At 74.4% G+C, this 21,374-nt stretch carries 23 protein-coding genes and 1 tRNA gene; 11 read left to right on the plus strand and 13 right to left on the minus strand.

Annotated elements, in window-relative coordinates:
• The first annotated feature begins 32 nt into the window (after positions 1-32).
• The 4 genes from ACI799_RS06235 (at position 33) to ACI799_RS06250 (ending at position 3,153) form a co-directional block, all read left to right on the plus strand.
• Positions 33-1,457 carry a dihydrolipoyl dehydrogenase family protein gene (locus ACI799_RS06235; protein ID WP_456612639.1) on the plus strand — a complete coding sequence of 475 codons (1,425 nt, stop codon included), beginning with the start codon at positions 33-35 and terminating at the stop codon, positions 1,455-1,457.
• A 136-nt stretch (positions 1,458-1,593) separates the two neighbouring features.
• Positions 1,594-2,400 carry an SGNH/GDSL hydrolase family protein gene (locus ACI799_RS06240; protein WP_456612640.1) on the plus strand — a complete coding sequence of 269 codons (807 nt, stop codon included), beginning with the start codon at positions 1,594-1,596 and terminating at the stop codon, positions 2,398-2,400.
• A 67-nt stretch (positions 2,401-2,467) separates the two neighbouring features.
• Positions 2,468-2,764 carry an ArsR/SmtB family transcription factor gene (locus tag ACI799_RS06245; RefSeq protein WP_456587710.1) on the plus strand — a complete coding sequence of 99 codons (297 nt, stop codon included), beginning with the start codon at positions 2,468-2,470 and terminating at the stop codon, positions 2,762-2,764.
• Complete coding sequence (locus tag ACI799_RS06250; protein WP_456612641.1) at positions 2,764-3,153, plus strand: VOC family protein; 390 nt, start codon at positions 2,764-2,766, stop codon at positions 3,151-3,153. The genes ACI799_RS06245 and ACI799_RS06250 overlap by 1 nt, the downstream gene beginning before the upstream one ends.
• 4 nt (positions 3,154-3,157) lie before the next feature.
• Here ACI799_RS06250 and ACI799_RS06255 read toward each other — a convergent pair whose 3' ends face one another.
• Positions 3,158-5,089 (minus strand): putative bifunctional diguanylate cyclase/phosphodiesterase, encoded by a 1,932-nt coding sequence (locus ACI799_RS06255; RefSeq protein WP_456612642.1) that lies wholly within the window; start codon positions 5,087-5,089, stop codon positions 3,158-3,160.
• Between the two features lie 197 nt (positions 5,090-5,286).
• Between ACI799_RS06255 and ACI799_RS06260 the strand changes: the two genes are divergently transcribed.
• Together ACI799_RS06260 and ACI799_RS06265 are read left to right on the plus strand one after the other, a co-directional pair.
• Positions 5,287-6,321, plus strand: coding sequence for an LLM class flavin-dependent oxidoreductase (locus tag ACI799_RS06260; RefSeq protein ID WP_456612643.1), 1,035 nt, complete (start codon positions 5,287-5,289; stop codon positions 6,319-6,321).
• 164 nt (positions 6,322-6,485) lie between these two features.
• Positions 6,486-7,118, plus strand: a complete 633-nt coding sequence (locus ACI799_RS06265; protein ID WP_456587706.1) for a hypothetical protein — start codon at positions 6,486-6,488, stop codon at positions 7,116-7,118.
• A gap of 80 nt (positions 7,119-7,198) precedes the next feature.
• On the opposite strand, the gene nadC is transcribed toward ACI799_RS06265, so the two are convergent.
• Genes nadC through nadA form a run of 3 tightly spaced genes read right to left on the minus strand, consistent with a single transcriptional unit; the run spans position 7,199 to position 10,811 of the window.
• On the minus strand, positions 7,199-8,098 hold the full coding sequence (nadC, locus tag ACI799_RS06270) for a carboxylating nicotinate-nucleotide diphosphorylase (protein WP_456587705.1): 900 nt from the start codon (positions 8,096-8,098) through the stop codon (positions 7,199-7,201).
• Positions 8,095-9,801 carry an L-aspartate oxidase gene (locus ACI799_RS06275; protein ID WP_456612644.1) on the minus strand — a complete coding sequence of 569 codons (1,707 nt, stop codon included), beginning with the start codon at positions 9,799-9,801 and terminating at the stop codon, positions 8,095-8,097. The genes nadC and ACI799_RS06275 overlap by 4 nt, the downstream gene beginning before the upstream one ends.
• The gene (nadA, locus tag ACI799_RS06280) at positions 9,798-10,811 is read right to left on the minus strand and encodes a quinolinate synthase NadA (protein ID WP_456599443.1); all 1,014 of its coding nucleotides are present in this window, start codon (positions 10,809-10,811) and stop codon (positions 9,798-9,800) included. Before nadA ends, ACI799_RS06275 begins: the two co-directional genes overlap by 4 nt.
• A gap of 73 nt (positions 10,812-10,884) precedes the next feature.
• On the opposite strand from nadA, the gene ACI799_RS06285 reads away from it, so the two are divergent.
• Positions 10,885-11,589: an NUDIX hydrolase gene (locus ACI799_RS06285; RefSeq protein ID WP_456612645.1), complete on the plus strand. Its 705-nt coding sequence runs from the start codon at positions 10,885-10,887 to the stop codon at positions 11,587-11,589.
• Positions 11,590-11,598: 9 nt separating this feature from the next.
• Here ACI799_RS06285 and ACI799_RS06290 read toward each other — a convergent pair whose 3' ends face one another.
• From ACI799_RS06290 to ACI799_RS06300, 3 genes are all read right to left on the minus strand, one after another.
• The gene (locus ACI799_RS06290; RefSeq protein WP_456612646.1) at positions 11,599-11,841 is read right to left on the minus strand and encodes a hypothetical protein; all 243 of its coding nucleotides are present in this window, start codon (positions 11,839-11,841) and stop codon (positions 11,599-11,601) included.
• Between the two features lie 78 nt (positions 11,842-11,919).
• Positions 11,920-12,468 (minus strand): DinB family protein, encoded by a 549-nt coding sequence (locus ACI799_RS06295; RefSeq protein ID WP_456612647.1) that lies wholly within the window; start codon positions 12,466-12,468, stop codon positions 11,920-11,922.
• Positions 12,469-12,531: 63 nt separating this feature from the next.
• Positions 12,532-12,604: transfer RNA gene (locus tag ACI799_RS06300), tRNA-Arg, on the minus strand.
• Positions 12,605-12,792: 188 nt separating this feature from the next.
• Here ACI799_RS06300 and ACI799_RS06305 point away from each other — a divergent pair.
• From ACI799_RS06305 to ACI799_RS06315, 3 genes are all read left to right on the plus strand, one after another.
• Complete coding sequence (locus tag ACI799_RS06305; protein WP_456599446.1) at positions 12,793-13,338, plus strand: single-stranded DNA-binding protein; 546 nt, start codon at positions 12,793-12,795, stop codon at positions 13,336-13,338.
• Positions 13,339-13,438: 100 nt separating this feature from the next.
• Complete coding sequence (gene ettA / locus ACI799_RS06310) at positions 13,439-15,109, plus strand: energy-dependent translational throttle protein EttA (protein ID WP_456587693.1); 1,671 nt, start codon at positions 13,439-13,441, stop codon at positions 15,107-15,109.
• Positions 15,110-15,396: 287 nt separating this feature from the next.
• On the plus strand, positions 15,397-16,020 hold the full coding sequence (locus tag ACI799_RS06315) for a maleylpyruvate isomerase family mycothiol-dependent enzyme (RefSeq protein WP_456587692.1): 624 nt from the start codon (positions 15,397-15,399) through the stop codon (positions 16,018-16,020).
• Positions 16,021-16,051: 31 nt separating this feature from the next.
• Here the strand turns inward: ACI799_RS06315 and ACI799_RS06320 are convergent, their stop codons facing one another.
• Entirely contained in the window at positions 16,052-16,390 is a 339-nt protein-coding gene (locus tag ACI799_RS06320) for a protein-tyrosine phosphatase family protein (protein ID WP_456612648.1), read from the minus strand.
• A 163-nt stretch (positions 16,391-16,553) separates the two neighbouring features.
• Here ACI799_RS06320 and ACI799_RS06325 point away from each other — a divergent pair, with 163 nt between their 5' ends.
• Positions 16,554-16,970 carry an acyl-CoA thioesterase gene (locus tag ACI799_RS06325; protein ID WP_456587690.1) on the plus strand — a complete coding sequence of 139 codons (417 nt, stop codon included), beginning with the start codon at positions 16,554-16,556 and terminating at the stop codon, positions 16,968-16,970.
• 111 nt (positions 16,971-17,081) lie between these two features.
• On the opposite strand, the gene ACI799_RS06330 is transcribed toward ACI799_RS06325, so the two are convergent.
• The 5 genes from ACI799_RS06330 to ACI799_RS06350 form a co-directional block, all read right to left on the minus strand.
• Entirely contained in the window at positions 17,082-17,618 is a 537-nt protein-coding gene (locus ACI799_RS06330) for an MOSC domain-containing protein (RefSeq protein WP_456587689.1), read from the minus strand.
• Between the two features lie 16 nt (positions 17,619-17,634).
• A complete protein-coding gene (locus tag ACI799_RS06335) occupies positions 17,635-18,291 on the minus strand; it encodes an energy-coupling factor transporter transmembrane component T family protein (RefSeq protein WP_456612649.1) in 657 nt (218 codons plus the stop codon).
• Entirely contained in the window at positions 18,288-19,022 is a 735-nt protein-coding gene (locus tag ACI799_RS06340) for an energy-coupling factor ABC transporter ATP-binding protein (protein WP_456587687.1), read from the minus strand. Before ACI799_RS06340 ends, ACI799_RS06335 begins: the two co-directional genes overlap by 4 nt.
• Positions 19,019-19,582: a biotin transporter BioY gene (locus ACI799_RS06345; RefSeq protein WP_456587686.1), complete on the minus strand. Its 564-nt coding sequence runs from the start codon at positions 19,580-19,582 to the stop codon at positions 19,019-19,021. The genes ACI799_RS06340 and ACI799_RS06345 overlap by 4 nt, the downstream gene beginning before the upstream one ends.
• 102 nt (positions 19,583-19,684) lie before the next feature.
• On the minus strand, positions 19,685-21,325 hold the full coding sequence (locus ACI799_RS06350; RefSeq protein WP_456612650.1) for a glycoside hydrolase family 13 protein: 1,641 nt from the start codon (positions 21,323-21,325) through the stop codon (positions 19,685-19,687).
• Between the last annotated feature and the right edge of the window lie 49 nt (positions 21,326-21,374).

Here is a 21,374-nt window from a genome sequence, read left to right on the forward strand (position 1 = left end):
CGGCCAGTCGACCACATGACCAGGATGAGCCGGTGAGCGATGCAGCGGAGCGGACCTACGACGTCGTCGTCCTGGGGGCCGGGTCCACCGGGGAGAACGTCGCCGACATCGTCGTCCGGGGCGGCCTGTCGGCCGTCCTGGTGGAACCGGAGCTGGTGGGCGGCGAGTGCTCGTACTGGGCGTGCATGCCGAGCAAGGCGCTGCTGCGCGGCACCGAGGTGCTGGCCGAGGCGCGCGCCGTCGACGGCGCCCGCCAGGCGGTCACCGGTGACCAGGACGTGGCGGCCACCCTCGCCCGCCGCGACTCCTTCACCTCCCACTGGGACGACTCGGGCCAGGTCGAGTGGGTGCAGGGCGCCGGCATCGACCTGCTGCGGGGCGCCGGCCGGCTCGACGGCGAGCGGACTGTCGTCGTCACCGCCGAGGACGGGACCGCGATCCGACTGACGGCCCGCCACGCGGTCGCCGTGTGCACCGGGTCTGCGGCGGCGACCCCGCCGATCGAGGGGCTGGCCGACGTCGACCCGTGGGGCCCGCGCGAGGCCACCAGCGCCAAGGAGGCGCCGGGCCGGCTGCTCGTGCTCGGTGGCGGCTACGTCGGCTGCGAGATGGCCACGGCCTGGCAGGCGCTGGGCTCGCAGGTCACCGTCCTGCAGCGCGGCGACCGCCTGCTGCCGCGGCTGGAGCCGCAGGCGGGGGACGCCGTCGCCGGCGCGCTGCGGGAAGCCGGCGTGGACGTGCGGCTGGGCACGGAGGTCACCGCCGCCCGCCGCGACGGCACCGAGGTCGTGCTGACGACGGCGGACGGCGAGGTCCGCGGGGACGAGGTGCTGGTCGCGATCGGCCGGGCCGGGCGCACCACCGACCTCGGGGTGGAGACCGTCGGGCTGGAGCCGGGGGAGTACCTGCCCGTCGACGCCACGCTGCAGGTCGAGGGGGTGCCCTGGCTCTACGGCGTCGGCGACGTCAACGGCCGGCAGCAGCTCACCCACATGGGCAAGTACCAGGCCCGCCAGGCAGGGGCGGCGATCGTCGCACGGGCCCGCGGCGAGCAGGTGGACACCTCCCCGTGGTCGCCGTTCGTCGACACCGCGGACGACGTCGCGACGCCGTCGGTGGTCTTCACCGATCCGCAGGTGGCCAGCGTGGGGCGCACCGCCGCGCAGGCGCAGGAGGCGGGGCTGCCGCACCGCGTCGTCGAGTACCCGATCGGCAGCGTCGCGGGCGCCTCGGTGTTCGCCGACGGCTACACCGGGACGGCGATCGCGGTGGTCGACACCGAGCGCGAGGTGCTGCTGGGTGTGACCTTCGTCGGCCCGGCGGTCGCCGAGCTGCTGCACGCGGCGACGATCGCCGTCGTCGGCGAGGTGCCGATCGCCCGGCTCTGGCACGCCGTTCCGGCCTACCCGACGATCAGCGAGATCTGGCTGCGGCTGCTGGAGACCTACCGCGGCTGAGCGGCCCGTCACCCCAGCCCCGTGGCCACCGCCCCGTGCGCGTACGGCTGGGCTCGCGACCGCGGTGCAGGGGCGGGAGGTCGCGGCGGCCGCACCCCCGCGACGGCGACGCCGGCGCGCGTGCTGGAGTTGCGTCGTGCAGTTCGACCGTTCGTCGCGTTCACCCTGGCACCGCTACATCGCTCTCGGCGACTCGTTCACCGAGGGGTTGAGCGATCCCGACCCCGGGCGTCCGGGGGAGTTCCGCGGCTGGGCCGACCGGCTGGCCGAGCACCTCGTGGCCGCGGCGCCGCACGCCGACGTCGAGTACGCGAACCTGGCGATCCGGGGCCGGCTGCTGCACCAGGTCGTCGACGAGCAGGTGCCGGTGGCGCTCGAGGCCGAGCCGGACCTGGTCAGCCTGGTCGCCGGCGGGAACGACCTGATGCGTCCCGGCGCCGACCCGGACCAGCTCGCCGCCACTCTGGAGGCGGCCGTCGTCCGCCTCCGCGCCGCGGGCGCCGACGTGCTGCTGGCCACCGCGGTCGACACCCGCAACACCCCGATCCTGCGGCGGGTCCGCGGCAAGATCGCCGTCTTCAACGCCAACATCTGGTCGATCGCCACCCGCCAGGGCGCCGTCGTCCTGGACCAGTGGGGGGCGCAGTGGCTCCAGGACTTCCGGCTCTGGGACACCGACCGCATCCACCTGACGGACGAGGGGCACCGCCGGATGGCGCTGGCCGCCGCTGCGGCGCTGGGCCTTCCCGGGGCCGACGGCGAGGACTGGCGCACCCCGCTCCCGCCGCAGCCGCCGCGCGAGCTGCGGGCGGCCCTGGCCGAGGAGGCGGCCTGGGTGCGCGGCTTCGTGGCCCCCTGGATCGGCCGGCGGCTGCGCGGCCGGTCCTCCGGTGACGGCCGGGCGCCCAAGCGTCCCGTGCCCCTGGCGCTCCCGCGTCCCTGACGCCCCGTACCGGCACGGACGACGAAACCTCTTGACAGGCAAGTGCGCACTTGCCTGATACTGAGCCGTGGACACGGACCCGGAGCTGTTCAAGGCGCTCGGTGACGCGACCCGACGCACGATCCTCGACGAGCTGCACGACCGGGACGGTCAGACGCTGTTCGAGATCTGCGGCCGGCTGGCCATGAAGCACGGGCTGGCCTCCTCGCGCCAGGCCATCTCCCAGCACCTCGCGGTGCTGGAGCAGGCCGGTCTGGTGCGCACCCGGCGGCAGGGCCGGTACAAGTTCCACCACCTCGACACGGGCCCGCTGCGCTCGATCGTCGAGCGGTGGCCGATCCAGCGAGAGGAACCGACACCGTGATGCGCATCCACCTCACCAGCGTGTGGGTCGACGACCAGGAGAAGGCGCTCGCCTTCTACACCGAGAAGCTGGGGTTCGTGAGGAAGACCGACGTGCCCGCCGGCGAGGCGCGCTGGCTCACCGTGGTCTCGCCCGCCGACCCGGACGGCGTCGAGCTGCTGCTGGAGCCCGACGGCCACCCCGCGGCACGCCCGCTCAAGGAGGCGCTGGTCGCCGACGGCATCCCGTTCACCCAGTTCGCCGTCGACGACGTGCACGCCGAGGTCGAGCGGCTGAAGGGCCTGGGTGTGGAGTTCACCCAGGACGCCACCGACCTCGGGCCGGTGGTCACCGCCGTCCTCGACGACACCTGCGGCAACCTGATCCAGCTCGCCGCCATGAAGCAGTGAGGACCTAGTCCTCGTCGGGGTCGGCGAGCTCGTCGAAGAGCGTGCGGGCCGACAACCGGCCGGTGTCGGTGACGTCGTGCCCCTGCGGGGTCGAGGGCGGCCGCTGCCGGGGGAGCGGGAGCGGCGCCGGCGGCTCGGGCAGCAGCTCGCCGGCGACGTCCTCGGCCGGGGTCTCGGTGACCTCGCCGATGAGCACCTCCGCCGGGCTGGGCAGCGGCGCGGGGCGGCCGAACGCGTAGCCCTGCGCCATGGCGCACCCGTGGTCGAGCAGCCAGGCGGCCTGGTCGAGGTCCTCGATGCCCTCGGCGATGACCTGCAGGCCCATGCCGCGGCCGAGCTGCAGCAGCCCGTGCACGAGCGCCGCCGTCGAGGGCTCGGTGACGACGTCGGCCACGAACGACCGGTCGATCTTCACCGTGTGGATGGGCAGCCGGTGCAGCGCGGTGATCGCCGAGTACCCGGTGCCGAAGTCGTCCAGCGCGAGCGTCACGCCCTGCTCGGTGACGACGGCGACCGAGTGCAGCGTCGCCTCGGCGGCGAACAGCGCGGTCGACTCGGTGATCTCCAGCTCGAGCCGGTGCGGCGGCAGGCCGGACTCCTCCAGCGCGGCGGCGACCAGCTCGCTGAAGCCGTCCTCGGCGAGGTGGCGGGCGGAGATGTTGACGTGCACCCGCAGGTCGTCGGTCCAGGTGGCGGCGTCCAGGCAGGCCCGCCGCAGCACCCACGCGCCGAGCTTGGACGTGAGCCGGTTGTTCTCCGCGACGTCCAGGAAGACACCGGGCGGCAGCAGGCCGCGGGTGGGGTGCTGCCAGCGGATCAGCGCCTCGTAGCCGAGCAGCGTCTCGTCGGCCAGGTGCACGATCGGCTGGTAGAACAGCCGCAGCTCGTCGTTGTCGAGGGCGTGCCGCAGCTCGGTCTCCAGCTGCAGCGCGTCGACGTCGCTGCGGCTGAGCGCCCCCTCGTGTACCTCGATGCGGGCACGCTGGCCGTCGGCCTTGGCCTTCGTCAGCGCGCTCTGCGCCTGGCGCAGCAGGTCGTCGGGGGTCATGTCGGCGCCGAGGGTGAGGCCCACGCTGGCCGAGAGGGTGATCTCCCGGCCGCTCACCACGAACGGCTCGTCGAGCACGCTCAGCAGGCGGTCGGCCAGGGCGCGCAGCCCGTCGAGGTCCTCGACGTCCTCGGCGACCACCAGGAACTCGTCGGCGCCCAGGCGCACGGCGGTGTCCTCGACGCGGGTACTCCACCGCAGCCGGTCGGCGAACTGGCTGAGCAGCAGGTCGCCGGCCTCGTGGCCGAGGGCGTCGTTGACCGCCTGGAACCGGTCGATGTTGAGGTGCACCAGGCCGACCTGCAGGCCCCGGCGCCGGGAGAGCGCCACGGCGTGCCGCAGCCGGTCGGTGAGGGCGCGGCGGTTGGGCAGGCCGGTGAGCGGGTCCATGAACGCGCGGCGGACGGCGTCCTCCTCCGCGCGGCGGCGGTCGGTGACGTCGACCAGCGAGAGGACGACGAACTGCGCCGTGCCGTTGTTCTGCCGCACCACCTCGTGGGACTGGACCACCCACAGCTCCGTGCCGTCGGAGCGGCGCAGCCGGCGCTCGCCGTCGAGCAGCAGGTTCGGATCGAGCGCGGGCTCACCCGGGCTTGGTTCCAGGCCGAGGTCGCCCACCGGCGGGTCGTCGGGGTGGGCCAGCAGGTCGATGTGCCGGCCGGCCAGGTTCTCGGCTGTGCGGCCGGTGAGGGCGCACATCCGCGGGTTGGCGACCAGCACGTGCCCGTCGAGGTCGACGAGGGCCTTGGCGATCGGAGCGCCGAGGAACAGGGCCTGGAACAGCTGGCCCCGGTCGGCGAGCAGCGTGTCGATCGCCCGCAAGCGCTGCCCGGCGCCACCGCCGGGCGTGCCCGGGGAACGGGGCATCTCGGGTGCGGGGAGGCTCACCCGGACAGCGTCACGCATCGCAGGCGAGAAGTGACGGAACCGGTTCACGGAGAGTCGTGATCGTCCCGTCACACTCCGTCGCAGGAGACCTCACCCGTCCCACCCATCGCGTCCGCTGCGGTGATCTGCCACAGGGCACGGGAATCCGGGCCGGTCCCCGGGTGCTGCTGGAGCAGACATCGACGAAAGGACCAGTCGTGGACAAGCGGATCGGCTTCCTGTCCTTCGGGCACTGGCAGCCCATCCCGGGCTCGCAGGTGCGCACCGGGCGGGACGCCCTCGTGCAGAGCGTGGAGCTCGCGGTGGCCGCCGAGGAGCTGGGGCTCGACGGCGCCTACGTGCGGGTGCACCACTTCGCCCGCCAGCTCGCCTCCCCCTTCCCGCTGCTGGCCGCGATGGCGGCCCGCACCAGCCGGATCGAGCTCGGTACCGGCGTCATCGACATGCGCTACGAGAACCCGCTCTACATGGCCGAGGAGGCGGCGGCGACCGACCTGCTCGCCGACGGCCGGCTGCAGCTGGGCGTCAGCCGGGGATCACCGGAGACGGCGCTGCGCGGGTCCGAGGCGTTCGGGTACGTGCCCGGCGAGGGCAGCACCGACGCCGAGCTGGCCCGGCAGAAGACCGCCCTCTTCCTCGCGGCGATCAACGGGCAGCCGGTGGTGGACGCCGACCCGCGGATGACCGGTGGCGCGACGGGGAAGCTCGCGATCCAGCCGCAGTCGCCGGGGCTGGCCGACCGCATCTGGTGGGGTTCGGGCACCCGCGCGACGGCGGAGTGGACGGCGCGGCAGGGGCTGAACCTGATGAGCTCCACCCTGCTGGTCGAGGACACCGGCGTCCCCTTCGACGAGCTGCAGGCCGAGCAGATCGCCCGCTACCGCGCCGCCTGGGCCGAGGCGGGGTGGCAGCGCGAGCCGCGGGTCTCGGTGAGCCGCAGCGTGCTGCCGATCACCAGCGACCTGGACCGGCAGTACTTCGGCGGCGGCCGCGAGGGTGAGGACCAGGTCGGCATCCTCGAGGGCGTGCGGGCCCGCTTCGGCAAGAGCTACACCGGCGAGCCCGACGTGCTCGCCGAGGAGCTGGCCAAGGACGCCGCCGTCCGCGAGGCCGACAGCCTTCTGCTCACCGTGCCGAACATGCTGGGCGTCGAGTACAACGCCCACCTGCTGCGGACCATCGTCGAGCACGTCGCGCCCGCGATCGGCTGGGTGCACCCGGACTCGCGGTAGCGCCGCGGGCCCGCCCCGACGGCCTCCGTGTCGACTCGTCGTCGTCTTCCGGCCTGTCGACACCACCACGTGTCGACAACTGCTGACGTCGGGCGGCGTCACCCGCCCGGTGGAATCCGCTGGAGGCGGGCGCGTCGGTGCCGGTTCCACACCAGACTCTGCGGGTGCCCACCACCGATGCCGAGGCCTGGGCTGAAGCCCGGCGGATTCTCGACGGGCTGCCGTCCGAGGCGCTCGAGGCGCGCGTCCGCCGGGGACGCCGGCTCGTCGTCCTGCTGGTGGCGGGCCTGCTCGTGCTGTGCGTGGCCATCGCCTTCGCGGTGGCTGCGTGGGCGGGCGGCGAGCCGTCCGCGACGGAGGACGAACCGCTCTGGCAGGAGATCGCAGCGCTCGTCGCCGCCATGTCCGCGTGGGTGCTCGTGGCGGTCGGCGCGATCGGGCAGTGGCGTGCCACCCGTCGGCTCGGCGGCCTGCGCAGCCCCCTGACGGTGCTGGACCGTCGACAGCAGAAGCTGCTCCTGCAGGAGTTGCGCGGCAGCGTGCCGGTCGATCCGACGCACGTGCCCCTGGTACGCCACCTGGCCGAGCGGCTGACCGCTCAGCGGTGGCTGCTGATCCTCCAGCTCGGCCTGCTGCTCATGTTCGTCGGGCAGTTCATCGGCTCGCCGTCGCCCTGGCGCCTGGGCCTGGTCGTGGTGATGGCCCTCGGCATGGCCGTGCTCCTCCCGCTGGTGCTCCGCAACGAGCGGCGGGCCCGCCGATTCCTCGTTGAGCGCCCCGCCCGCGAGCCGCTCTAAGGGTGCTGCCCGCGCTCTGGGGGTGCTGCAGGACTCCCGAGGCGCGAGGAATACCCCCAGAGCGGCGGCCGGGCAGCGGGTCAGCGCAGGTCGAAGCCGAGGTCGAGCACCGGAGCGCTGTGCGTGAGCGCGCCGACGGCGAGATAGTCGACGCCGGTCGCCGCCACCTCGGCGGCCCGCTCCAGCGACAGCCCGCCGCTGGCCTCCAGCCGAACGCCGGTGCCGCCCACCAGCTCCACCGCCGCGCGGGTGTCGGCGAGCGAGAAGTTGTCGAGCAGCACCAGCTGCACGCCGGCGTCGATCGCCTCGCGCACCTGGTCGAGGGTGTCGCACTCCACCTCGAGCGGGATCTGCGGGGAGTGCGCTCGCACCGCCTCCACCGCCGCTGCGATGCCGCCTGCTGCCGCCACGTGGTTGTCCTTGACCAGGGCGGCGTCGCCCAGGGCCATGCGGTGGTTGACCCCGCCGCCGCAGCGGACGGCGTACTTCTCCAGCACGCGCAGCCCGGGCAGCGTCTTGCGGGTGTCGCGGATGGCGGCGCCGGTGCCCTCGACGGCGTCGACCCAGCGCCGGGTCAACGTGGCGATGCCGGAGAGGTGGCCGACCAGGTTGAGCGCGGTGCGCTCCGCCGTCAGCAGGGACCGCGTCGGCCCCGTCGCGGTGAGCACGGGGGCGTTCGTGCGGGCCGCCATCCCGTCGGCGGCCTGCACCGTCACGGCGACGTCGTCCCCGCCGACGATGGCGAACACCGCCGCGGCGACCGGGACACCGGCCAGCACGCCGGGCGAACGCGGCACCACGTCACCGGAGGCGCGGGCGTCGGCCGGCACCGTGGCGGCCGTGGTGACGTCGGGGCCGAGCGCCAGGTCCTCGTCCAGCGCCCGGCGGATCACCCGCTCGACGCCCGCCGGGTCCAGGCCGCCGTCGCGGAGGACATCGGCCAGCTCCGGTCGCAGCGGGTGCCACTCGGTGCCGGTCATGCCACTCCCTGGGTCTGCCGGGTGCCGCGCGCGCTCAGCGGCACGGTGCGGGTGTGCAGGTGGCCGGAGGCGTCGATGCGGTGGGCGAGCCGCAGCTGCCACTCGGGCCGGGTGCCGGGGGCGTCGGCGCGCCGATGGCAGCCGCGGCTCTCCGGGCGGGCGAGTGCCGCGGTGGCCAGCAGGGTGGCGACCGTGTGCACCGCGGTCGCCTCGACGGCGGCCAGGTCGAGCGGCCGGCCGGCGGGCAGGCGGGGCGCGGCGGCCAGCGTGCCGGTGAGCTCGGTCAGGCCGTCGGCGGTGCGGACGACCCCGGCGTGCCGGCTGGTGGCCGCACCGATGGCCGCACGCGACGCGGGGTCCACCGCACCGGTCGCCAGGGCGCGGGGGGAGGCGGGGGTGGCGGGTGTGCCCGCGGGGAGCGTGGCGTCCAGCAGGTCGGCGCAGCGGCGGGCGGCGACCAGCCCCTCGGTGATCGAGTTCGACGCCAGCCGGTTCGCACCGTGCACACCGGTGCAGGCGACCTCGCCCACGGCGAAGAGCCCCGGGACGCTGGTGCGGCCGTCGAGGTCGGCGAGCACGCCGCCGCAGGTGTAGTGGGCGCCCGGGGCCACCGGCACCGGCTCGGTGGCCGGGTCGAACCCGGCCGCGCGGCAGGCGCGGAGGATGCCGGGGAACCGGCGCTCCAGGAAGCCGGCCCCCAGGTCCGTCGCGTCGAGGAAGACGCAGTCCTCGCCAGTGGCGGCCAGGTGGGCGGCGATGGTGGCCGAGACGACGTCGCGGGGCGCGAGGTCGGCCAGCGGGTGCGCGCCGGCCATGATCCGCCGTCCGTCGCCGTCGACGAGTACCGCGCCCTCGCCGCGCACCGCCTCGGAGATCAGCACCTGCTGCCCGGCGGCGCCCGGCCCCTGCCAGAGCACGGTCGGGTGGAACTGCACCATCTCGACGTCGGCGACCTCGGCGCCGGCGCGCAGCGCGAGCGCCAGCCCGTCGCCGGTCGTGCCCGCGGGGCTGGTGGCGGCGGCGTAGGCCTGCCCGTAGCCGCCGGTCGCGAGGACGACGGCGTGCGAGCGCAGGTCCCCGGCGTCGGCGAGGGTGCCGTCGGCGGCGACCCGGGCGACCCGCAGCCCGACCACCGTGCCGTCGGCGGCGCGCAGCGCGTCGAGCGCGACCGTGTGCTCGAGCACCTCCACGCCCGCCGCGCCCAGCGCCTCGACGAGCGTGCGGGTGACCTCGGCGCCGCTGGCGTCACCGCCGGCGTGCACGATCCGGTCGCGGCTGTGGCCGCCCTCGCGGGTCAGCGCCGGGGCGCCGTGCGCATCCACGTCGAGCCGCGCCCCGAGGTGCTGCAGCAGGCGGACCGCAGCCGGGGCCTCGGCGACGAGCGCGGCCACCGCCGCCTCGTCGCACAGCCCCGCCCCGGCGGTGAGCGTGTCCCGCAGGTGCAGTTCGGCCTCGTCGTCTGCACCGAGCACGGCCGCCAGGCCGCCCTGCGCCCAGCGGGTGCTGCCGGCGCCGAGCGGGCCCTTGGTGACGACGGCGACCCGGCGTCCTGCCTCGGCCAGGGCGAGCGCGGTCATCAGCCCGGCGGCGCCGCTGCCGACCACCGCGACCTCCGTGGTGCGGGACCAGCCCGGTGCCGGCAGGGCGAGGGCCGGGACGACGGCGGGGGCGACCGGCGCGGTGCGGCGGTGCCCCACCGTCACTCGCCGACCAGCGACGGGGTGCCGAGGGCGATCATCGCCTCGACGGCCGACCGCGCGCGGGCGGCGATCTCCGGGTCGACGGTGACCTCGTCGCGGCCCTCGCGCAGCGCGCGCAGCAGCTTCTCCGGCGTCGACATCTTCATGTAGGGGCACTCGGCGCGCGGGTTGACCGCCTCGAAGGCGGCGGCCGGGTTGGCCTGGCGCAGCTGGTGGAGCATGCCGATCTCGGTGGCGACCAGCACGCGCTTCGCCGTCGTCCGCTTCGCCTGGTCGAGCATCGCGCCGGTGGAGAGGACGTGCACCCGGTCCGACGGCAGGTCGCCCTGGCCGACCATCCAGAGCGCGCTCGTGGCGCAGCCGCACTCGGGGTGCACGAGCACCTCGGCGTCGGGCGCGTCCTCGATGCTCTGCCGCAGGTCGGTGGGGGAGATGCCGGCGTGCACGTGGCACTCGCCCATCCAGATGCGCATGTTCTGCCGGCCGGTGACCCGCTGGACGTGCGCGCCGAGGAACTGGTCGGGGAGGAAGAGCACCTCGCGGTCGGCGGGGATCGAGTCCACGACCTCGACGGCGTTGGAGGAGGTGCAGCAGATGTCGGTCTCCGCCTTCACCTCGGCGGTGGTGTTCACGTACGAGACGACGGCGGCGCCCGGGTGCTCGGCCTTCCACGCGCGGAGCTGGTCGGCGGTGATCGTGTCGGCCAGCGAGCAGCCGGCGGCGGCGTCGGGCACCAGCACGGTCTTCTCGGGGCTGAGGATCTTCGCCGTCTCGGCCATGAAGTGGACGCCGGCGAAGACGATCGTGCTCGCGGTGCTGGCCGCCGCGATGCGGGACAGTGCGAGGGAGTCGCCCACGTGGTCGGCGACGTCCTGGATCGGGGCGGCCTGGTAGTTGTGCGCGAGGACGACGGCGTCGCGCTCGGCGGCCAGCCGGCGGACCTCGTCGCGCCAGTCCTGCCACTGCTCCGGCGTCCACTGCGCGGTGGTGGGAGCGGGGAGCGTTGCGGTCACCGGGACCTCCGGAGGAGTGGGGGTTTCGGACTACCAGGCGAAAACCTCTGCCGAGAAACCTAGCATGGAATCCGTGACGTCCGTCTGGTCCTCGCCCGAGCGGCCGGCCTATCCGCACCAGGCGCTCGCGGTGGTGCTGCAGGTCCGGAGCGCGCGCCTGCACGTGATGCTCTGGCACCGGGCCAAGGAGCCGTTCGCCGGTTCCTGGGCGCTGCCAGGCGGGCCGCTGCTGCCGGAGGAGACGCTCGGCGCATCGGTCGGTCGGCAGCTCGCGTCGAAGGTGGAGGTGGCCCAGCTCGCGCACCTGGAACAGCTGGAGACCCGCAGCGACCCGCACCGCGACCCGCGCAGCCGCACCGTGGCGACCGCCTACCTCGGCCTGATCCCGGGCGACCTGGACCCGGTGCTGCCCGAGGACACCGCCTGGCACCCGGTCGACGCGCTGCCGGGGACGGCCTTCGACCACGGCTCGATCGTCGGATCGGCCCTGGAGCGGCTGCGGGCGAAGCTCTCGTACACCAACGTCGGTTTCGCCCTCGCCCCGCCGACGTTCACCATCGCCGAGCTGCGCGAGATCTACGTCGCCGCGCTCGGCTACGAGGTGACCGCGACCAACCTGCAGCGGGTGCTGCTGCGGCGCGGCGTGCTGGAGCCGACCGGCGAGCTCGCGGCGCCCGGCCGGGCGGGGGGCCGCCCCGCGGCGCTCTACCGCTTCGTCACGTCGGGGCTGGAGGTCACCGATCCGTTCGCCGTCCTGAAGCCGCCCGCGCCCCGCTGACCGGCCGGCTCAGACCGGATCGGTGACGCCGACGTGGGCCAGCAGCTGTCCGGCCACCCCGGTGTCCCCGCCGATGGCGCGCTCGACCAGCCGGGTCAGCTCGGGGTCCCGGTCGGCGGGCACGTCCTTGACCACGGCGGCCCCGTCCTGCGGGCGGGTCCCGGTCACCCGGACGGTGCCGTCCTCGATCGTCACGGTCCCGTCGAACCCCGCCTCGTGGACCTCCAGCGTCGTCGTCCCCTTCGTCACCATGGTCCGCCCCCTACCCGGTCGCCGGCGCTCCCAACAGCCCGCCGGACGGGTGCCCGTCCCCGGAGCCCCGCGGTCGGGTCACTCGCCGGTGGCGCCGTCCAGGGCCTCGCGGATCAGGTCGGCGTGGCCGTTGTGCCGGGCGTACTCCTCGATCAGGTGGAGGAGGATCCAGCGGAGCGAGAACGCGTCCTCGCGGCCCCACGGTCGGTCCTCGGTGTCCAGCGGCAGCCGGCGGGCCACCCCGCCGACCGCGTCGGCCGCCGCCCGCCAGGTCGCCCACGCCCGGGTCACGTCGTCCGCGGTGACGGTGCCGGGGTCGACCCGCCACTGCTCGTCGCGGTCGCGGACGACGTCGGGCCACAGGTCGTGGGGGAGGCCGCCGAAGCCGACGAGCCAGCCGGTCTCCACCGCCGCGAGGTGGCGCACCATGCCCAGCAGCGTGAGCTCGGAGGTCGGGACGGCCCGCGTGGCCAGCTGCTCGGGGGTCAGGCCGGCGCACTTCCACTCCAGCGTCTGCCGGTGGAACTCCAGGAAGCCGGTCAGCAGCGTCACCTCCCCGCCCGTCAGCGGCGGTTCGGTGCGGTGGTCGGGAGGCGCCATGGTCACCATCTCCTGCGGGTCGGGCACCCGGTGGGGGTGCCGGCAGCGCGCATCCTGCAGCAGGGGAGTGACGAGAAGGCCGACCGGCGGCGCGCCCGGCAGGGATCGAACCTGCGACCAAGTGCTTAGAAGGCACCTGCTCTATCCGCTGAGCTACGGGCGCTCGCGACCGATCATCGCACCGCCCCGCTCGCGGGGGACCGCGCCCGGGTGCGGGGTCGTCCACAAGGGGCAGGCGTGTCCACAGTTCCGGGAAAGGCCTGCTCCGGTCCCCGGCGGGCGGTGAGGGTCGACGGCACACCGGCACCGCGCCGGTCGCGCCACCCGGCGCAGCACCCTCCGAGGAGCACCGTGAACGACACCATCGTCACCGTCGTCGGCAACGTCGCCGACGACCCGCGCCGCAAGACCACGCAGAACGGCGCGGTGACCAACTTCCGCATGGCCTCCACCGCCCGCCGCTACGACTCCGGCAGCGGGCAGTACGTCGACTCCGGCACGTTCTGGATCGACGTGGAGTGCTGGAACACGCTGAGCGGCAACGTGTCCGCCTCGGTGAGCAAGGGCGACCCGGTCATCGTCCGGGGCGCGATCACCACGCACAGCTGGGACTCCGACACGGGTCGCCGGAGCAAGCCGCAGATCAAGGCCTTCGAGGTCGGCCACGACCTCACCCGGGGCAGGGCCGTGTTCCGGCGCGACCGGTCGGAGCGAGCCCTGGAGGGCAGGGATGGCGTCGACACCGCGACCGGTGAGCTGCACCCGGAGGCCGACGAACCGGCCGAGGCGTACCCGACGACCGAGGAGTTGCGGGCGGGACGGGACTACGTGGGGGACGACGAGACGTTGTCCTCGGTGGACGACCTCGATCCCTCGGAGGAGCCCGCGCACATCTAGTTGCCCGGGCTGGGAGGATCGGAGGCGAGAACGTACGGGGTGGGGTCGCGACCCGCGGCCCCGCCCCCGCTCGCGAGACGACGGAAGGCTCGGCAAGCCAGTGGCTCAGTACATCTACACGATGGTCCGCGCGCGCAAGGCGCACGGCGACAAGGTGATCCTCGACAACGTCACCCTGTCCTTCCTGCCCGGCGCGAAGATCGGCGTGGTCGGTCCCAACGGGGCCGGCAAGTCGACCGTGCTCCAGATCATGGCCGGCCTGCAGCAGCCCTCCAACGGTGACGCGACGCTCGCCCCCGACGCCACCGTCGGCATCCTGCTGCAGGAGCCGCCGCTGAACGAGGAGCTTGACGTCCGCGGCAACGTCGAGGAGGCGGTCAAGCCGCTCCGCGACGCCCTGCGCCGCTTCGAGGAGGTCAGCGCGGCGATGGGCGAGCCCGACGCCGACTTCGACGCGCTGATGGCCGAGCAGGGCGAGCTCATGGAGGTCATCGAGAACTCCGACGGTTGGGAGCTCGACGCCCGCATCGAGCAGGCGATGGACGCGCTGCGCTGCCCGCCGGGCGACGCCGACGTCACCGTGCTCTCCGGTGGTGAGCGCCGCCGCGTCGCGCTGTGCAAGCTGCTGCTCGAGGCGCCCGACCTGCTGCTGCTGGACGAGCCGACCAACCACCTCGACGCCGAGAGCGTGGCCTGGCTGGAGCAGCACCTGGAGAAGTACGCCGGCACCGTCGTCGCGGTCACCCACGACCGGTACTTCCTGGACAACGTGGCCCAGTGGATCCTCGAGCTCGACCGGGGCCGGGCGTACCCCTACGAGGGCAACTACTCCACCTACCTGGAGACCAAGGCCGCGCGCCTGCAGGTCGAAGGAGCCAAGGACGCCAAGCGGCAGAAGCGCCTCAAGGAGGAGCTGGAGTGGGTCCGCTCCGGCGCCAAGGCCCGCCAGGCCAAGAGCAAGGCGCGTCTGGCCCGCTACGAGGAGATGGCCGCCGAGGCCGAGAAGTTCCGCAAGCTGGACTTCGAGGAGATCCAGATCCCGCCGGGCCCGCGGCTGGGCAGCGTCGTGGTCGAGACGAAGAACCTCACCAAGGGCTTCGGCGACCGCGTCCTCATCGACGACCTGACCTTCACCCTCCCGCGCAACGGCATCGTCGGTGTCGTCGGCCCGAACGGCGTCGGCAAGACCACGCTGTTCAAGATGCTGGTCGGCGAGGAGAAGCCGGACGACGGCGAGATCAAGGTCGGCGAGACGGTGCAGCTCTCCTACGTGGAGCAGAACCGCAGCGGCATCGACCCGAAGAAGACCCTGTGGGAGGTCGTCTCCGACGGCCTCGACCACATCAAGGTCGGCAACGTCGAGATGCCCTCGCGCGCCTACGTCGCCGCGTTCGGGTTCAAGGGCCCGGACCAGCAGAAGCCGGCCGGGGTGCTCTCCGGCGGTGAGCGCAACCGGCTGAACCTGGCGCTGACCCTCAAGCAGGGCGGCAACCTGCTGCTGCTCGACGAGCCCACCAACGACCTCGACACGGAGACGCTGACCAGCCTCGAGGGCGCGCTGCTGGAGTTCCCCGGCTGCGCCGTCGTCGTCAGCCACGACCGGTGGTTCCTCGACCGCGTGGCGACGCACATCCTCGCCTACGAGGGCGACTCGAAGTGGTTCTGGTTCGAGGGCAACTTCGCCGACTACGAGAAGAACAAGGTCGAGCGGCTCGGCCCGGACGCGGCCCGTCCGCACCGCGCCACCTACCGCAAGCTCACCCGCGACTAAGGCCCTCTTCGGAGGCTCGGCCCGAGCTTGCGGGGGCCGAGGGGAAGAGGGTCCTTCCGCCCGCTGCCCCCCACGCCTCGCACGTTCGGTGCGGGTCCCCGCAGCGGGGCCGTTCCATCGCCGCACCCTCGGCCGGTCCGGAGCATCTGCTCCGGACCGGCCGTCGGCGTTCCGGGGCGGGGACCGGGGACGTCCGGCTCCGTGCCCCCTGGTCCACCGCGCTCCGGCCTCCTAGCCTCGCGTCGTCCTCGTCGTGCACCGGCACGACCGCGATCCGCGGGGTGCGCATGGACTTGTTGGACCTGGCCCGGGCCGAACGCGAGGACCTCCGCGCGCTCCTGGTGGGTCTCGCCCCCGAGCAGTGGGCTGCCCCGTCGTTGTGCGAGGGCTGGTCGGTCCGCGACGTGGTGGCGCACGTGCTGAGCTACGAGGAGCTCGGCACCCGGCAGCTGGCCGAGCGGTTCCTCCGCGGCCGCTTCACGGTGGACCGCACGAACGCCGTGGGGCTGCGCGAGTACGGCACCCGGACACCTGCTGAGCTGGTCCGGCTCCTGGACGACCACCTCACGCCCTCCGGGCTGACCGCCGGGATGGGGGGAGCCATCGCGCTGACCGACGGGATGATCCACCAGCAGGACATCCGCCGTCCCCTCGGTGTGCCCCGGTCCATCCCGGCCGAGCGGGTGGTGCCGGCGCTGCGGACCGCGCTGTTCGCCCCGACGCTGCTGGGGGTGCTCCGCGTGCGCGGCGTGCGGCTGGTGGCCACGGACGTCGACTGGACGTTCGGGCGCGGCCCCGAGGTCACGGGCACGGCTGAGGCGCTCCTCATGACCGTGGCCGGGCGCCGCGGTGTGGTCGGGGAACTGTCCGGACCCGGCCAGGAGCGGCTGGCCCGGCGCCTCCGCGGATGACCCCCGGCATCGGTTGCCGGCCACCGGCGTGTCAGCCGAACCGCTCGACGAAGCGGCGCTGCCACGGCGTCTCCACCGCGCGACGTCGGTAGCCGCGACGGACGAACGCCACGGCCCGGTCGGACGGGACGCCGTCCAGCACCGCGAGACAGGCCAGCGCCGTACCGGTGCGCCCGGTCCCGCCCCGGCAGGCGACCTCGACCCGACCATCGACGGTGCGTTCCAGCGCGGCCCGCAGTGCCTCCCGCAGCGCCGCCGGGTCGGCCGGCAGCGAGAAGTCGCGCCAGCGCACCCAGCGGCTCTCCCACGGGACGCGGGGCCGGCGACCGCCCAGGTAGACCCCGAACGTCGGCTGCGGCCCCGCTGCCACCCGCCGGAGCGACCTCCCGCGGACGCGCCGCCCCGAGGGGAGCGTCAGCACGCCCGGCGCATCCGCCGCCCACGGCTCCACATCGACGACGCTAGATCCCCGGTGCCCCCCGATGCAGCCGCCCCGGCACGGCTCGCCCGTCGGCGTAGGGCAGGGTGGCGGCGTGAGGCACACGGTGCACGTCCCCATGCGCTGGTCGGACATGGACGCCTACCAGCACATCAACAACGTCGCCTTCCTCGGCTACTTCGAGATGGCGCGGGTCAACCTCTTCTTCGAGCAGCCGACGCACGACGAGAGCACCGGCATGCGCCGCGGGCTCGTCGTCGCATCGCACGAGATCGCCTACAAGCGGTCGGTCGTCTACGACGCCGAGCCCCTCGAGGTGCAGGTCTGGGTGTCCGGCATCCGCGCCGCAGCGTTCACCTGCCACTACGAGCTCTTCGACCACGGGGCGCTCGCCGTCACGGGCAGCACGCTGCTCGTGCCGTTCGACTTCGCCCTGAACCGGCCCCGCCGGATCACCGCAGAGGAGAAGGAGTTCCTCGCCCGCTGGACCGACGAGCCCGCCGGCACCTGAGCTCCCACGCACCCGGGAGCTCGGCGAGGAGCAGGTCGACGGACGCTCTGCCTCTGCTCCCCGTGGCACTCAGAGGCAGAGCGCAGGCGAAGACCCGTGGCGGTCGGCGGGTCAGCCGTTGACGACCCGGGGCACGGGGCGGTCGGCACCTGTCGGCGCACCGCGGCGGGCGGCCTCCTCCTCCGGGACCGGCCGCACGACGGCGCCCTCGGCGATCACCGCGCCCCCGAACACGGCCGCGTTGATGCCGCCGCGGTGCACCATCGCCTTCACCAGCTTGAGCCCGGTCAGCCGCTCCAGGTGCGTGCACGGCGGGCAGCGCTTCATCCCGAACAGCAGTGCGTCGCCCACCGCGAACCACCGGCCCACCAGCGAGGACAGGTCCACGCCGGTGGTCACCAGGTTCCGCCGGGTGTCCGCGGTCGAGAACGCGCCGCCCATCTCGGCGGCCACGGCGGCGACGTCGTCCCGGTCGATCAGCGTCAGCTGCTTCTCCAGGTCGGGGTACTGCGCCCACGTGCCGCCGCCCAGGGCGTAGCGGTCGCCGTCCAGCCCCATCCCCGGCACCAGCCGTGCCGACGGCCTCCGGCTCATGGGTCCCGCGGCCGCGGGCGTCGTCCAGATCTCCAGCAGCGAACCGGTGTGCACGGGGGCCTCCACGGGGTCAGGCGGCGGCAGCGGGGGAGCGGCGTCCCCGGGCCGGGGGGACGTCGTCGGCGCCGCGGGCGTCCAGCGCCTCGCTGACGGTGTGCGCCATCTGCAGCAGCTGCACCAGCAGCGGGGCCACCGTCGTCCGCACGCCCCGGATCCCGCGCGCCGACCCGCCGCGTGCCGCTTGCGCCTCCCGGATGCGCGCGGCGCGCTCGGCCAGCACCGGGATGAACCGCAGCGCCATCGACACGACCAGCCCGATCCGCGCGGGACGCACGCCGACCACCCGCAGCGGGGCGCACAGCCGCTCGATCACGGCCACCATCTCGGTCACCCGCGTCGTCGCCGTCACCACGCCGGCGGCCAGCACCAGGGTCAGCAACCGCAGGACGGTGACCGCGGCGGTGGTCGAGTCGCTGAACACGGTGTGGAAGACCAGCAGGCCGACCAGCCACCACAGCACCGTGCGCGCCTGCCGGGCCAGCGCCGCCGCCGGCACGCGCGCGAGTCCGATGCCGACGGCGAGCACGCCCAGCAGAGCGCCGGCGACCACGGGCACCGTCGGCACGACGAACAGGGCGACCGCGAGGGCCGCCAGCGTCAGCAGCTTCGCGCCCGCGGGCAGCCGGTGCACCGGGCTGCGGCGGGGCACGTACAGGGCGAGGGTCATCGGTGCTCCATCAGCGCCCGGTAGGCCGCGATCGCCACCCGCGGGGCGGCGTCCTCCACGATCCGGCCGCCGTCGACGACGAGCACCCGGTCGAAGCCGTCGAGCAGGTCCAGCTGGTGGGTGACCACGACCACCTGCTGCTCCAGCTCGTCGATCACGCGGGCGACGCGCCGGGCGTTGACCAGGTCCAGCAGCGTCGTCGGCTCGTCGAACACCACGCGGGCGGGCCGCATGACCAGCACTCCGGCGATCGCCAGCAGCTGCTTCTGCCCGCCGGAGAGCAGGTGCGCGGGGTGGTCGGCGTGCCCGGCCAGCCCGTACCGCGCCAGCACCTCGGCGACCCGCGCCGCCCGCTCGGCGGCCGGCACGCCCTGGTTCTCCAGCCCGTAGGCGGCGTCCTCGGCGACGGTGGGATGGACGATCTGCGCGTCGGGGTCCTGGAAGACGAAGCCCACGCGGCGGCGGACCTCGCGCACGGAGCTGCGGGTGTCCAGGCCGTCGACCAGCACCTGCCCGGACGTCGGCACGACCAGCCCGTTGAGCAACCGGGCGAAGGTGCTCTTGCCCGAGCCGTTGGCGCCGACGACGCCGATGCGCGCCTCGGTCAGGTGCAGGTCGACGTCGCTCAGCACGGCGCGGTCGCCGTAGCGGTGCGAGACGCCCCGCAGCTCGATCCCGCGGGCCGGGTCGGCGACGGCGTCGGCCCGCGGCTCCGACCTGCGGAACCTCACCGGCCGGCGAGCGCCCGCTGCGGTCGGTCGATCACCGGGTAGCTGCGGCGCACCTGGACGGCGATCGCCGCGGCGATGAACGCCTTGGCCGCGTCGCCGGGCAGGAACGGCAGGGCGCCGGAGACGATCGCCGCGCCCAGCGACAGGTTGCCGACGGCGGCGAGCACCGGCACGCCGATCAGGTAGATGACGACCATGCCGCCGACGATGTTGAACAGCACGCCCCAGGCGACGTTGTAGCGGGCCCAGAACCGCTCGGTCAGCCAGCCGGTGGCGAACGCGGCGAACGGCCAGCTGATCAGGTAGCCGGCGGTCGGGCCGGCGAAGACGGCGAGGCCGCCGCTGCCACTGGCCAGCAGCGGCAGGCCGATCGCGACCAGCACCAGGAACAGCAGCACGGCCAGGAAGCCGCGGCGGGCACCCAGCACGCTGCCGGCGAGCATCACGCCGAGCGTCTGCGCGGTGATCGGGACCGGGCCGATGTTCACGGCGGGCAGGGTGCCCAGCACGGCGATGATCGCCGCGAAGAGAGCGATGTAGGCCAGGTCCCGGGTCTTCATGTCAGCTCCTGCATCGGACCGGTAGGTGGGCGCCGCCGGCCCGGCGTCGCCTGCGGCAAGGTACCCGAGCGCCGCGGGGCGCCCGGGCACCGGCCGGTCGGCTCAGGCCTGCAGCCACACCGCGGCGTCGTCGGGCAGCTTGCCGTCGTCGACCGGCGCGCTGCTCAGCAGCACCCGGCCCTCGGGCAGCGGCAGGGGGGCGCCGGACAGGTTGACCAGGCAGACCAGCCCGCCGGGACGCCGGAAGGCGACGCAACGGTCGGGTGACTGCAACCACTGCAGATCCTCGCCGTGGAACAGCGGGGACGAGGCGCGCAGGGCGAGCGCGCTTCGGTACAGCGACAGCATCGAACCGTCGTCCGTGCGCTGGGCCTCGGCCGTCAGGGACGCCCAGCCGTCGGGCATGGGCAGCCAGGTGTCGGCCGCGGACGAGAAGCCGTAGGGCGGCTCGGTACCCGACCACGGCACCGGGATGCGGCAGGCGTCGCGCCCGCGCTCGGTGCCGCCCGAGCGGAACCACATGGGGTCCTGCAGCACCTCGTCGGGCAGGTCGACGTCGGGCATGCCGAGCTCGTCGCCGTTGTACAGGTAGGCCGCTCCCGGCAGGGCCAGCTGCAGCAGCGCGGCCGCGCGGGCTCGCCGGGTGCCGACCTCCCCGCCGCCGTACCGGGTCACGTGCCGCGGGCGGTCGTGGTTGGACAGCACCCAGCACGCGGGCGCCGGTGTGCCCTCGACCGCGGCGAGGGAGTGGGTGATCGCGTCGCGCAGCCCGTCCGGCGTCCACTCGGCGGTGAGCAGCTTGAAGTTGAACGCCAGCTGCAGCTCGTCCTCGCGCAGGTACTGGGCCAGCCGGTCGTCGTCGGAGACCCACACCTCACCGACGGCCATGGTGCCCGGGTACTGGTCGAGCACCGCCCGGATGCGGCGGTGCACCACGTGCACGCCGTCCTGGTCGAACCGGTGGTCGCCGGGGCCGTGGTCGTCGAGCAGCCCGGTGTCGTCCATGGGGACCATGTCGGGCAGCCCGTCCGGCTTGGCCATGCCGTGGGCGACGTCGATCCGGAAGCCGTCGACCCCGCGGTCGAGCCAGAAGCGCATCGTCTCCTCGAGGTCGGCCACGACCTCGGGGTTCGCGAAGTTCAGGTCCGGCTGCTCGGGGGCGAAGATGTGCAGGTACCACTGCCCGTCGGGCACCCGGGTCCACGCCGGGCCACCGAACACCGACGGCCAGTTGTTCGGCGGCTCGCTGCCGTCGGGCCCGCGCCCGTCGCGGAACAGGTAGCGCGCCCGCTCCGGGGACCCGGGGCCGGCGGCCAGCGCCGCCTGGAACCACTCGCGCTCGTGGGAGCTGTGGTTGGGCACCAGGTCGATGGTGACCCGCAGGCCGAGGGCGTGGGCCTCGCCGAGCATCGCGTCGAACTCCGGCAGGTCCCCGAAGACGGGCTCGACGTCCCGGGGGTGGGCGACGTCGTAGCCGTGGTCGGCCATCGGCGAGGGGAAGAAGGGCGTGATCCACAGGGCGTCGACGCCCAGGTCGCGCAGGTACGGCAGGCGCGACCGCAGGCCGGCCAGGTCGCCGACGCCGTCGCCGTTCCCGTCGGCGAAGCTGCGGATGTAGACCTGGTAGAAGGCCGCTTCGCGCCACCAGTCGGCGCCGGGGCGCAGGGTGCGTGCGGCCTCCTGCAGGGGCCCGCCGCGAGCGGGCGAGTGGTGGGGGGCAGGGGGTCCTTCAGCCGGGCTCACCGGGCTCCTCGATGTCGGTACGTGCAGTGTCGGTGCGCGCTCGCGTCCC

The sequence above is a fragment of the Blastococcus sp. SYSU DS0753 genome, from assembly GCF_054051175.1.